The sequence below is a fragment of the Neorhizobium sp. CSC1952 genome (assembly GCF_030378245.1).
Classification (GTDB): domain Bacteria; phylum Pseudomonadota; class Alphaproteobacteria; order Rhizobiales; family Rhizobiaceae; genus Neorhizobium; species Neorhizobium oryzae_A.
In genome coordinates, this window is sequence record NZ_CP128416.1 from 2000001 (window position 1) to 2012657 (window position 12657).

Here is a 12657-nt window from a genome sequence, read left to right on the forward strand (position 1 = left end):
GAAGAGGGCAACAACCCTGACCTCCAGCTAAGGTCCCCAAGTCATGGCTAAGTGGGAAAGGATGTGAGGATCCCAAAACAACCAGGATGTTGGCTTAGAAGCAGCCATCATTTAAAGAAAGCGTAACAGCTCACTGGTCTAATCAAGGGTCTTTGCGCCGAAAATGTAACGGGGCTGAAGCCATGCACCGAAGCTGAGGATTCCTCTTAACCGAGGAGTGGTAGCGGAGCGTTCCGTAAGCCTGTGAAGGGAGACCCGTGAGGGCTCCTGGAGGTATCGGAAGTGCGAATGTTGACATGAGTAACGATAAAGAGGGTGAGAGACCCTCTCGCCGAAAGACCAAGGGTTCCTGCTTAAAGTTAATCTGAGCAGGGTTAGCCGGCCCCTAAGACGAGGCAGACATGCGTAGTCGATGGGAACCACGTTAATATTCGTGGGCCTGGTGGTAGTGACGGATCGCAAAAATTGTTCATCCTTATTGGATTGGGTGGGCAGTGGGGCGGTTCCAGGAAATAGCTCCACCTTATAGACCGTACCCGAAACCGACACAGGTGGTCAGGTAGAGTATACCAAGGCGCTTGAGAGAACTATGTTGAAGGAACTCGGCAAATTGCACGCGTAACTTCGGAAGAAGCGTGACCCCAATTTGGGCAACCATTTTGGGGTGGCACAGACCAGGGGGTAGCGACTGTTTATCAAAAACACAGGGCTCTGCGAAGTCTAAAGACGACGTATAGGGTCTGACGCCTGCCCGGTGCTGGAAGGTTAAGAGGAGGGGTGCAAGCTCTGAATCGAAGCCCCAGTAAACGGCGGCCGTAACTATAACGGTCCTAAGGTAGCGAAATTCCTTGTCGGGTAAGTTCCGACCTGCACGAATGGCGTAACGACTTCCCCGCTGTCTCCAACATAGACTCAGTGAAATTGAATTCCCCGTGAAGATGCGGGGTTCCTGCGGTCAGACGGAAAGACCCCGTGCACCTTTACTATAGCTTTACACTGGCATTCGTGTCGGCATGTGTAGGATAGGTGGTAGGCTTTGAAGCGGGGACGCCAGTCTTCGTGGAGCCATCCTTGAAATACCACCCTTATCGTCATGGATGTCTAACCGCGGCCCGTCATCCGGGTCCGGGACAGTGTATGGTGGGTAGTTTGACTGGGGCGGTCGCCTCCGAAAGAGTAACGGAGGCGCGCGATGGTGGGCTCAGAGCGGTCGGAAATCGCTCGTCGAGTGCAATGGCATAAGCCCGCCTGACTGCGAGACTGACAAGTCGAGCAGAGACGAAAGTCGGTCATAGTGATCCGGTGGTCCCGCGTGGAAGGGCCATCGCTCAACGGATAAAAGGTACGCCGGGGATAACAGGCTGATGACCCCCAAGAGTCCATATCGACGGGGTTGTTTGGCACCTCGATGTCGGCTCATCGCATCCTGGGGCTGGAGCAGGTCCCAAGGGTTTGGCTGTTCGCCAATTAAAGCGGTACGTGAGCTGGGTTCAGAACGTCGTGAGACAGTTCGGTCCCTATCTGCCGTGGGTGTAGGAATATTGACAGGATCTGTCCCTAGTACGAGAGGACCGGGATGGACATATCTCTGGTGGACCTGTTGTCCTGCCAAGGGCATAGCAGGGTAGCTATATATGGACGGGATAACCGCTGAAGGCATCTAAGCGGGAAACCCCCCTGAAAACGAGTATTCCCTATCAGAGCCGTGGAAGACGACCACGTTGATAGGCCGGGTGTGGACGTGCAGCAATGCATGAAGCTTACCGGTACTAATCGCTCGATCGGCTTGATCGTTCTCATTGTTCATGCTCATCTCGCGGCGAACGCAAAGCGTTCGTCCGCTCATGAGCAGCCAGTAGGAGTTAGGCAGTAGGCAGTAGCCTCGGTCCGCTCCAGGACGTGTTCAAAAAAGACTATTGCCTAATGCCTATTGACTAAGGCCTGACAGTCTCCAGCTTCTCAAACAAACATTGCCCTTAATCGACCTGGTGGTCATTGCGGGGTGGCTGCACCCGTTCCCATTCCGAACACGGCCGTGAAACACCCCTGCGCCAATGGTACTTCGTCTCAAGACGCGGGAGAGTAGGTCGCTGCCAGGTCTGTTAAAGGCAATGCCACATGGAAATGTGGATCAAATAATCTTCTCGCACGAAAACAACGGCCCCTGGCCGATCCCAAGGGCCGCCCCAAAGGCGGCTTTTGTCGTTTTGGGGCACATGGCAGACAAACTGAAATGCGAGGAAGCGCACAGGATCTTGCCGGTGCCCTCCTTACAGGAGACAAGTTGCTCCGCAACTTGCTCCGGCAGTAGATGTAAGTGCGTCGCACTCACATCGCCGCGATAAATCCCGCACGGATTTACCGCACCGGTATTTTGCCCAGGGCAAAAACCTTATAACGCGGGGTGGAGCAGCCCGGTAGCTCGTCAGGCTCATAACCTGAAGGCCGCAGGTTCAAATCCTGCCCCCGCAACCAAAGTCTAGCACGACATCAATGACTTCGCGGCCTCCCAAGTGGAGGCCGAAGTCGTTTCTACCCCAGCACAAAACGGGAGGGCTGTTTGCGGGGCTTGTAGAGTGGGAGCGCCCGCCCTCCAGCAACTTGGAATTCGTCGGGATCAATCCCTATTCCGCTTCTGTGCGAGCGCGGCCTTGGTTCAAGCCAACCTACCAGGGAATAGCCCAAGGAAAATTGTGTCGTATCCGATACCATCGCCGTGATGCGACGGTATCGAACAGGACGTTCTCGGCACGGCCAATATGCGGCTTATGCGTGGCCGGCGATCGGCTTTGGGAGATAATCCTGCTCCAATTCGGCGACATCCTGATCGGTCAGCTTGATCTCAAGCGCGGCCACGGCATCTTCGAATTGTTCGATACGGGAGATCCCGACAATGGGCGCCGTGATTGCCGGGCGGCTCGCGACCCACGCATAGGCGATCTGCGCCATCGGTTTGCCGTGCCGCTCCGCGACATTCCGCAATCTTGCGATGACCGCATCGTCCGCGGCCCTGGAGCGATCATAAAGCGCGCGGGCCGTGTTGTCGGTCTGGCCCCGCTTCGTGTCGGTGTCCGCCCGTCCGGCGAGCCTGCCGCGCGCAAGCGGGCTCCACGGCACGACGCCGACGCCCTCGCTGAGGCAAAGCGGCAGCATTTCCCGCTCTTCCTCGCGGTAGATCAGATTGTAATGCGGCTGCATCGATACGAACGGCGCCCAGCCATGCTGGCGCTGCAGGCCTATCGCCTTCATGAACTGCCAGGCAAACATGGAGGAAGCACCGAGATAGCGCACCTTGCCGGCGCGCACGACGTCGTTCAGCGCGTCCAGCGTCTCTTCGAGCGGCGTGTCGTAGTCGAACCGGTGAAGCTGGTAGAGGTCGATGTAATCGGTTCCGAGGCGTCTCAGGCTGCCGTCGACGGCCTCGAAGACATGCTTGCGCGACAGCCCGCGGTCATTCGCGTCGCTGCTCATCGGATTGTAGAGCTTCGTTGCGAGGACGAGCTTATGCCGCGGCACGAGATCGAGCAGGACTTTACCGACGATTTCCTCGCTCTTGCCCAGCGAATACATGTCCGCCGTATCAAAGAAATTGATGCCGAGTTCGACCGCATGCCGGAGAATTTTGGCGCTCTCTTCCTGATCGAGCACCCAAGGCGCCCAGCCACTCGATCCGAAGGTCATGCAACCCAGAGCCAAGCGCGACACTTTGAGCCCCGTGCGGCCCAGATTGACATAATCCATCGATACACCTCATGCTTCGGGAATGACCTGCTAGCGCGGTCTTTGTGTTGGATGCGCCATATAATTGGAAGATTTCGGGGCAATCAATTGGCGTGCTCCTAAAATATGCAAATTTTTATCAGGGGGCTTGTCATCTTCTCATCGCGTGATACGGTCGGTGTATCAATCGAGTAATACACGTATGTTCACCATCGACGCTTCCAGCATTGACCGCTCTCTGCCGGTTCCGGTCGGCAAGCAGCTCTATGGGCTCCTGAGTTACGTGCTCTCCTTCGGCGACATGCCGAAGGGGGTGAAGCTGCAGTCCGTGCGCCAGCTTGCGGCGGAGCTCGACATCGCGCCGATGACGGTGGCGGAGGTTTACAAGCAGCTGCGCGCCGAAGGACTGGTGGAAATCAGGCCGGGGCTTGGGGCATTCACGGTCTATGAGCCGAACCGGCAGGTCGGCCGCATCGCTCCGGCAAATGCGCTCGGCGCCGATATCGACCATCTGTTGGAGAAGGCGGAGGGGCTCGGCATCTCGCCGGTTACGCTTGCATCCATGGTGCAGGCACAGGCGAAGCTCAGAAAGCCTCGCGCCCATCTCAATGTCGTCTTCGTCGCGATCTTCGAGGCGCCGGGGCGGGATTATATCGAACAGATCCGGCCGACATTCGCGGCGAATGACGTCATTGGTCTCGTGACAGTGGATCAGGTTCGCGAGAGCGAAGACTTCCGCCGGCAATGCAGCGAGGCCGATCTCGTCCTCACCTTCGTGCATCGCGAGGCGGAGCTGCGCGGCCTCGTGCCGGACGCCAACATCCTCGCGTTGCGCTTCATTCCCTCCGAACGCACCCGCCAGTCGCTCGCTCTCCTGGATCCCCGCATGCGGGTTGCGGCCGTCACGCAGCTTAAGGACTACATCGCCATCATGCGTCCGAGCGTGCGCGAATTCGCGCCGCACATCTCGGACATTACCGTCGCATGGTCCTATGACGAGGACCTTCCCGACATCATCGCCCGCTGCGACGTGGTGATCTACGCTTCCGGTGCGGATCATGTCGCCGATCTCGCCGGTCCGAACAAGCGCTGCTTCGAATATCGGCATGCGCCGGATCCCGGCGTCCTCGAAAACCTTCTGGCGCCGGCGCTCGCCGAGCTGCGCCACAACAAGATCGCCGGCGGCGGCAATGCGCCGGCCAAGGTTTCCGATCTGGCGTCGCGGAGAGCCAAAACCCGCTGAACCTCGACGCTTTGAACGGATCATAAACAATAAAGGGAACAGACATGAGCAAAGCATTATCGATCACCACGGCCCTATTGCTTGCAGGGTTTTCCTTCACCGCGCTGTCTCCGGCCAAGGCGGCGACCGTGACCATCGGCACCGACGTGGACGCCGGCACGCTCGACCCGCGGCTTGCCCGCGATACGACGGCCTATCGCGCCACCGATCTCATCTATTCCGGCCTCGTCCATGTGACGCCGAGCCTGGAAGCCAGACCGGACCTTGCCGAAAGCTGGGAGACGCCCGACCCGACCACCTGGATCTTCAAGCTTCGCCCGAACCTGAAATTTTCGGACGGCAGCCCGCTCACGGCCGACGACGTGGTCTTCACGTTCAGCACGATCCTCAACAAGGACTTCAACGCGCCGATGCGGGCGCTTTACACGCCGATCTCCGCGGTGGAGGCGGTCGATCCGCAGACGGTGAAGTTCACGCTGTCGGCGCCCTATGCGCCGCTCCTGAGCTATCTCGACATCGGCATCGTGCCGAAGGCGCTGGTGGAAGGCGGAAACGATATCGCGTTGAAGCCGGTCGGCGCCGGGCCGATGAAACTCGCCTCCTGGACGCGGGGCAGCGCGATCGAGCTCGAAGCCAACCCGAACTATTGGGGTGAGAAGCCGAAAGCCGACAAGGTCAGCCTCAAGATCATCGGCGATGGTTCCGCCCGGGCCCAGGCCTTCGAGGCCGGCGACCTCGATGTCATCCAGTCGCCGCTCGCCCCTCAGGACGTGAAACGCCTTGAAGCGGACGACCGTTTCGGCCATGCCATCCAGGCCGGCCTCGGCGTCACCTACGTGAACTTCAATACCAAGGATCCGCTGCTTTCCAGCCCGAAGATGCGGAAGGCATTTTCCATGCTGATCGACCAGAAGACCATCGTCGACGACATCTATCAGGGTGTCGATCAGGTCGCTTCCTCGATCATCCTGCCGTCGTCCTGGGCCTATTCCGCCGATATCAAGCAGCCCGGCTTCGACATCGAAGGCGCCGCGGCGCTTTTCAAGGAAGAAGGCTGGGCCGATACGAACGGCGACGGCCTTCTCGACAAGGGCGGCAAACCGCTGACGGTGACGCTTTCGACCCATAGCGAGGATTCCAACCGCGTCCAGACGGTCGAATTCCTGCAGGCGATCTTTCAGGCGGCGGGGGTCGATGCCAAGACGCAGATCAGCGACTGGCCGTCCTTCTCCGCCAATTATGTCCAGAAGAGCCAGCACCAGATCGCACTTCTCGGCTGGCTGAACATCGTCGATCCGGACCGGCTGCTGTTCGCGCAGCTCACCACCGGCGGCTCGACCAATTGGGGCGGCTATTCCAACCCCGCCGTCGACGACCTTCTGAAGCAGGGCCGCTCGGCAACCGCGCAGGCGGATCGTGCTGCGGCCTACCAGAAAGCCGCCGCGATCCTTGCGGACGAACTGCCCTATTACATCGTCTCCTATCAGGGCTATCAGCTCTTCTATTCCAAGAAGCTGCCCTTCGAAGTGCAGGCGACACCGCGCGGCAATATGCGCGGCCTGATCGGCCTCAAGGACTGAAACTCGCCGGGGCCGGCGCGTTCGGCCCCGGCCTGTCAGAGACATTGCAGCTCAGGGTGATCCGATGGCTTTCTCACAGCGTCTCGGCGCGGACTTCTATGCGAAAATACACCGCGAAATCCGCGCCCGGATGGAAGCGGCAGGCATCGATCTGCTGCTCCTCGATTCGAACGACGACGTCATCTACACGACCGGGTTCTCGCACTATACGACCGAGCGGCCCGTCGTCTTCGCCATCACTGCCACGGATGCCTTCCTGCTGATCCCGGAGCTCGAGCGCACGCATGCGGCGCATCAGAAGATCGCGGCGGAACCGATCGTCTATTTCGAGTTTCCCGGCATCGATAAACCGTTCGACGTGCTCGGCCGCGCCTTTCCGGGCTTCAAGGGCACAGTCGCCTATAGCCACACCATATCGCTCGCTCGTGTCCAGCCGATCGAGGCGGCGTTTGCGAATGCCGAGCGGGTGATCCCGAGCAATATCGTTCAGCAGATGCGGCTCAGGAAACATCCGGAGGAGATTGCGCTCCACCGGGAGGCCGCGCGCCTTTCGGACCGGATGGTCGAGGTGGGGGTCGAGCTGATCCGCGAGGCCATGCGCAGGGGCGGGTCCCTGCCGAGCGAGGTCGAGATCGAATCTCACGTCTCCCGGCATGCCATGCGGACGATGCACGAGGAGCATGAGGACGTCCTGCTGGTTCAGGGGCTGGCAAGCGGACTCGTCTATTCCGGCGCCCGTTCCGCTTTCCCGCACGGCATGCCGACCGGCAATCCGGTGAAAGCCGGCGAGAGCATCATTCTGTCGCTCGGCTGCCGCGTCGGCGGGCGGGCAGCCGAAAGCGAGCGAACCCTTTTCATCGGCGAGCCGTCGAAGGTCCAGCAGGAGCACTATGCCGTCGCCTTCGAGGCGCAGCGGATGGCGACCGCGGCGCTCATCGCCGGCAAGACCTGCGCTTCGGCTGACAATCTGGCGCTGGCCTATATCCGCGACAGCGGCATGGGCGAATACCTGCTCCACCGTGTCGGCCATGGCATGGGCATCATGTTCCATGAGCCGCCGTGGGTCGAGGGCGGCGATCAGACGGTCCTCGAACCCGGTATGATCACCTCCAGCGAACCGGCGATTTTCGTGCCCGGCTTTGCCGGCTACCGCATCGCCGACACCGTGCTGATCACCGCCGACGGGCCGGACAGCATGACCGTCTATCCCCGCCGTATCGACGAGGTGGTCATCCAATGACGCGCTTTCCGCCATCGATCGACATGGAAGGCGGAGGCCGCCGATGCTGAGCTATGTGATCCGCCGTCTGCTGCTGCTGATCCCGATGGCTGCCGGCATGGTAATCGTTACGTTCTGCCTGCTCCTGCTCATCCCCGGCGATCCGGCCTCCGTACTCCTCGGGCAGGAAGCCTCAGCGGAAGCGATCAACAATCTGCGCACCACGCTCGGCCTCAACGATCCCTGGTATATCCGGCTCGGTTCCTATTTCGCCGCGCTTCTCCAGGGAGACATGGGCCGCTCCATCTTCCAGAACCAGGCCGTCTCGGAGATCATCGCCGGCCGGCTCGGTGCGACGATCGAGCTTGCGGTCGTCGCCCTCATCCTCGCCTGTCTGATCGGCATCTCGCTCGGCGTGCTCGCCGCAACGAAACAGGGCTCGTTGATCGACACGGCCTCGATGATCTTCGCCCAGCTCGGGGTGTCGATGCCGGTTTATTGGCTCGGTTTGCTTCTCATGCTCCTTTTTGCCGTTACGCTCGGCTGGCTGCCATCGATCGGGAGGGGAGTTCCGCTTCCCGAAGCCCTGATCGCAGCGATCACAGGTCAGCCGGGCGTATTCCTCGACTCGCTTTCCCACATCATCCTGCCGGCGCTGGCGCTGGCCGCCAATTCGGCAGCGATCATCTCGCGCCTGGTGCGCACCTCGATGCTGGAAGTGTTGCGCGAGGATTTCGTCCGCACCGCCTATGCAAAGGGTCTGCGCCGTGGACGGGTCGTCATCCGCCACGCGCTTCGCAATGCGCTCCTGCCGGTGCTGAGCGTCATCGGCCTGCGCTTCGGCGCGCTGCTCGGCGGCGCGGTACTGACGGAAACGATCTTCGCCTGGCCGGGTCTCGGCCAGCTCACCATCACCGCGATTTCGCAGCGCGACCTGCCGCTCATCCAGGGCATCGTGCTCACCTTCGCGATCATCTTCGCGCTGGTGAACCTCGTCGTCGATCTTCTCTATGCGGCCGTCGATCCGCGCATCCGTTTGGGCTAGGTTCATGAGATTACCCAAGCGTTTCCGCAACATCTCCCTGATCCTCGGCGCGATCATCGTGCTGGCGATCGTCGTCTGCGCCGTCTTCGCACCTTATCTCTCGACCCACGGCATCGAGCAGATGGACATGCGCAACCGCTTCTCCGGTCCGACGCTGGCGCATTGGCTCGGCACGGACAATTTCGGCCGGGACCTCTGGTCTCGGCTGATCTACGGTGCGCGCGTCTCCCTCCTGATCGCCTGCATCTCGGTCTTTGCCTCGGCCATCATCGGGACGGCGGTCGGACTGGCGGCGGGGTATTTCGGCGGCTGGACCGACCTGGTCCTGATGCGCATCACCGACATCTTCCTCGGCTTTCCGGCGATCGTTTTGGCACTTGCCATCGTCGCGGTACTCGGCCCCGGCATCGTCAATGTCGCGATCGCCATCATCGTCGTCGCCTGGACGGAATATGCCCGTGTGGTGCGGGCCACGACGCTGATGCTGCGCGAGCAGAACTATGTGCAGGCGGCCAAGGCGCTCGGTGCGCATCCGCTCCGCATCCTCGTCAAGGAAATCCTGCCGAACGCCATGGGCCCGATCATCGTGCTCGCCTCGCTCGGCTTCGGCACGGCGATCATCTCGGAATCGGCCTTGAGCTTTCTCGGCTTCGGCCTGCCGCCGCCGGCGCCGACCTGGGGCTGGACGCTCGCCTACGGCACCCGCTTCATGCGCGACGAACCGTGGCTGGCGATCATTTCCGGCGCGACGATCATGATCACCGTGCTCGGCTTCAACCTGCTGGGCGACGGCCTGCGCGACGCGCTCGATCCGCGCCACCTCTCCCGCGCGGCCGGCCGGAAGAAATAGCAATCCTTCGGATCACACCGACAATGACAGTGAAAGGAAATGTCCATGGTCAAGTCGATCAACAAGCTCCGCCCCAAATTCACCACCCATGCGGACGGCAGCGATGCCGTGCTCTTCCTGCATGAGCTGGTGGGCGAGGAAGACGGCCCGACCATCGGTATCTCCGGCTCGATCCACGGCAACGAGAATGCCGGCTCGCAGGCGATCGTCGATCTCTACCGCATCCTCAAGGACCAGCCGCTCAAGGGCCGCATCCTTCTGTTGCCGGTCGCCAATCCGCGCGCCTTTGCCGTCAACCATCGCTTCACGCCGATCGACGAATTGAATCTCAACCGCGAATTCCCTGGCAATCCGAAGGGCAACTACACCCAGCAGCTTGCCCATGCGATCGCCGCCGAATTCCTCGACAAGATCGACATACATCTCGACCTGCATTCCGGCACCGACCGTCCGACTGTCGATTACGTCTACATCTGGAACGACGAGCCGCTGTCGCGCGCTTTCGGTTCCAAGGTTCTGTACCGTCCGGTCCAGGGCAAGGACGGGACCGTCTATTCCGGCACGACCAAGTCGGTGACGATCGACAAACGCGGCATTCCGGTCGTGGTCGTGGAGCTCGGCGGCGGTATCGTCGATCAGGGGCCCTATGTCGACCGCACAGTGGCCGGTCTTCTCAACATGCTGCGCCATCTCGGTGTGATCTCGGGCGACGTGAAGCCCAATCCGAAGCAGGTCGTGGTGAACGAGATCGCCGGCATTCGTCCGACGCAGGCGGGATGGCTTGAACCGCTGGCGCCCGCAAACGGCGAGCTGATCAGGAAGGGTCAGCTGCTCGGACGCGTCGTCAGCCCCTATACTTTCGAGGTCCTGGAAGAGATCCCGACGCCCTTCGAAAACGGCATCATGATCATGCAGCACCTTTCCCGCAACCTCGTGGAGTCCGGGGACTACGGCTACATGGTCGGCAACATGGAGGGCGCGACCGACTGAGTATCGGCCGCCGCTTTTGGGGTGAACGGATGGAAAATCGGGCAACAGAGACAGCCGAACCGGTGCTGGCCGTCAGCGACCTGAATGTCGAGATCCTGGGCGAAGCGGGCTCTTTCCCCGTCGTCTCGGAGATGAGCCTTTCGGTGCGATCCGGCGAGACGGTCTGCATCGTCGGGGAGAGCGGCTGCGGCAAATCGATGACCGCTCTGTCGCTCCTGCGTCTCCTTCCCGACAGCGCCCGCATCGCATCCGGCTCCGTCAGAATCCATGGCGAGAATTTTCTCGCCATGGACCAGCGGCACGTCGAGGATTTTCGAGGCGACAAGATCGCCATGATCTTCCAGGAGCCGCTGACCGCGCTCAATCCCGTTCTGACGATCGGCGAGCAGATCGCCGAGTCCGTCCGCCAGCATCGCAAGGCAGGCAAACGCGAGGCCTTTGCGCGCGCGGTCAAGTGCCTCGAACTGGTGCAGATGCCGGATCCGGAACGACGCGCCCGGCAATATCCGCACGAGCTTTCCGGCGGCATGCGGCAGCGTGCGATGATCGCCCTGGCGCTTGCCTGCGAACCGAAGATCATCGTGGCGGACGAGCCGACGACGGCGCTCGACGTGACGGTTCAGGCACAGATCCTCGGTCTCATTTCCGACCTTCAGAAACGACTCGGCACGGCGCAAATCCTGATCACCCATGATCTTGGCGTGGTGGCGGAGATCGCCGACCGCGTCATCGTCATGTATGCCGGCCGACGTGTCGAGGAATGCAGCGTCTACGAGCTCTTCGACAACCCGATCCACCCCTACACGATCGGCCTCATGGGCGCCGTTCCGCATAGAGGCGATCCCAACGCAGCCTCCGAACGGCTGACCGATATTCCGGGCACCGTGCCACCGCTCTGGGATCTGCCCAAGGGCTGCGCCTTCGCGCCGCGCTGTCCGGGCGCCTCGGTCCGGTGTCTCGAAGAGCGCCCGCCCTTCATCGAAAAGAAACCCGGCCATTTTGCCGCCTGCTGGGAGCATGACAATGTCTGACGGCGCCTCCTCTCCCCTGCTTGCGGTCGAGAACCTGAAGGTGCATTTCGCCATCCGCGCCGGCATCCTCCAACAGCGTGTCGGCGAGGTGAAAGCCGTCGACGGCGTCTCCTTTTCGATCAATGCCGGCGAGACGCTGGGCCTCGTCGGCGAAAGCGGCTGTGGCAAGTCGACGACCGGGCTCGCCCTCATGGGGCTGGTGAAGGCCACCGACGGCCGTATCGCGATGAAGGGCGCCGAGGACGTGACACAGATGCGGTCGGTGCCGAAGTCGCATCGCCGCCGCATGCAGATCATCTTCCAGGACCCGTTCTCCTCGCTCAATCCCCGCCAGCGGGTGCGCGACATCATCCGTGCGCCGCTCGACATCCATGGGATCGGCACGGCTGAGGAACGGCGCGCCGAAGTGGCCAAGCTCATCTCGCTGGTCGGCCTTCGCGCCGATCAGGCCGACAATTTTCCGCACCAGTTCTCCGGAGGCCAGAGACAGCGCATCGGCATTGCCCGTGCGCTGGCGCTAAAACCGGATATCATCGTCTGCGACGAGCCGGTGTCGGCGCTCGACGTTTCGGTGCAGGCGCAGATCCTCAACCTGCTCGCCGATCTGCAGAAGGAACTCGGCCTCTCATATCTCTTCATCTCGCATGATCTCGGCGTGGTCGAGCACGTCTCGCATCGCGTGGCGGTCATGTATCTCGGCAAGATCGTCGAGACCGGATCGAAAAGGGCGATCTTCTCGAAGCCCCTGCATCCCTATTCCGAACTGCTGCTGCGTTCGGCACCGTCTCACGATCCACATAACCGGCACCGGTTCAGCGCTGTCAGCGACGATATTCCGAGCGCCACGCGAAAGCCGACCGGCTGCGCCTTCCACACCCGCTGTCCGCTGGCGACGGATATCTGCCGGCAGGTCGAGCCGGTACTTGAACAGAAAGCTGATGGCCAGTCGGCTGCCTGCCATCATCGCTAGAGAGGGTTT

Annotated in this window: 9 protein-coding genes, 1 tRNA gene and 2 rRNA genes (1 of these 12 cut by a window edge); 11 read left to right on the top strand and 1 reads right to left on the bottom strand. The window is 61.2% G+C overall.

What is annotated here, in order from left to right; translation table 11 throughout:
• The 3 genes from QTA58_RS09965 to QTA58_RS09975 all read left to right on the top strand — a co-directional run.
• Nucleotides 1-1794: ribosomal RNA gene (locus QTA58_RS09965) — 23S ribosomal RNA — on the top strand; it begins 1086 nt to the left of the window's first position.
• A 190-nt stretch (nt 1795-1984) separates the two neighbouring features.
• Nucleotides 1985-2099: ribosomal RNA gene (gene rrf / locus QTA58_RS09970) — 5S ribosomal RNA — on the top strand.
• Nucleotides 2100-2398: 299 nt separating this feature from the next.
• Nucleotides 2399-2475 (top strand) — tRNA-Met (locus tag QTA58_RS09975).
• Between the two features lie 291 nt (nt 2476-2766).
• Here QTA58_RS09975 and QTA58_RS09980 read toward each other — a convergent pair.
• On the bottom strand, nt 2767-3741 hold the full coding sequence (locus QTA58_RS09980) for an aldo/keto reductase (protein ID WP_289672645.1): 975 nt from the start codon (nt 3739-3741) through the stop codon (nt 2767-2769).
• Nucleotides 3742-3922: 181 nt separating this feature from the next.
• Between QTA58_RS09980 and QTA58_RS09985 the strand changes: the two genes are divergently transcribed.
• The 8 genes from QTA58_RS09985 (at nt 3923) to QTA58_RS10020 (ending at nt 12648) form a co-directional block, all read left to right on the top strand.
• Complete coding sequence (locus QTA58_RS09985) at nt 3923-4963, top strand: GntR family transcriptional regulator (protein WP_289672646.1); 1041 nt, start codon at nt 3923-3925, stop codon at nt 4961-4963.
• Between the two features lie 44 nt (nt 4964-5007).
• The gene (locus tag QTA58_RS09990) at nt 5008-6543 is read left to right on the top strand and encodes an ABC transporter substrate-binding protein (RefSeq protein ID WP_289672647.1); all 1536 of its coding nucleotides are present in this window, start codon (nt 5008-5010) and stop codon (nt 6541-6543) included.
• A gap of 64 nt (nt 6544-6607) precedes the next feature.
• Nucleotides 6608-7783 (top strand): Xaa-Pro peptidase family protein, encoded by a 1176-nt coding sequence (locus QTA58_RS09995; protein ID WP_289672648.1) that lies wholly within the window; start codon nt 6608-6610, stop codon nt 7781-7783.
• Between the two features lie 43 nt (nt 7784-7826).
• Nucleotides 7827-8807 (top strand): ABC transporter permease, encoded by a 981-nt coding sequence (locus QTA58_RS10000; RefSeq protein WP_289672649.1) that lies wholly within the window; start codon nt 7827-7829, stop codon nt 8805-8807.
• A gap of 4 nt (nt 8808-8811) precedes the next feature.
• On the top strand, nt 8812-9657 hold the full coding sequence (locus QTA58_RS10005) for an ABC transporter permease (protein WP_085419886.1): 846 nt from the start codon (nt 8812-8814) through the stop codon (nt 9655-9657).
• A 45-nt stretch (nt 9658-9702) separates the two neighbouring features.
• Nucleotides 9703-10647 (top strand): succinylglutamate desuccinylase/aspartoacylase family protein, encoded by a 945-nt coding sequence (locus tag QTA58_RS10010; protein ID WP_289672650.1) that lies wholly within the window; start codon nt 9703-9705, stop codon nt 10645-10647.
• A gap of 29 nt (nt 10648-10676) precedes the next feature.
• A complete protein-coding gene (locus tag QTA58_RS10015) occupies nt 10677-11678 on the top strand; it encodes an ABC transporter ATP-binding protein (RefSeq protein ID WP_289672651.1) in 1002 nt (333 codons plus the stop codon).
• Nucleotides 11671-12648, top strand: a complete 978-nt coding sequence (locus QTA58_RS10020; protein WP_289672652.1) for an oligopeptide/dipeptide ABC transporter ATP-binding protein — start codon at nt 11671-11673, stop codon at nt 12646-12648. Before QTA58_RS10015 ends, QTA58_RS10020 begins: the two co-directional genes overlap by 8 nt.
• Nucleotides 12649-12657: the final 9 nt, after the last annotated feature.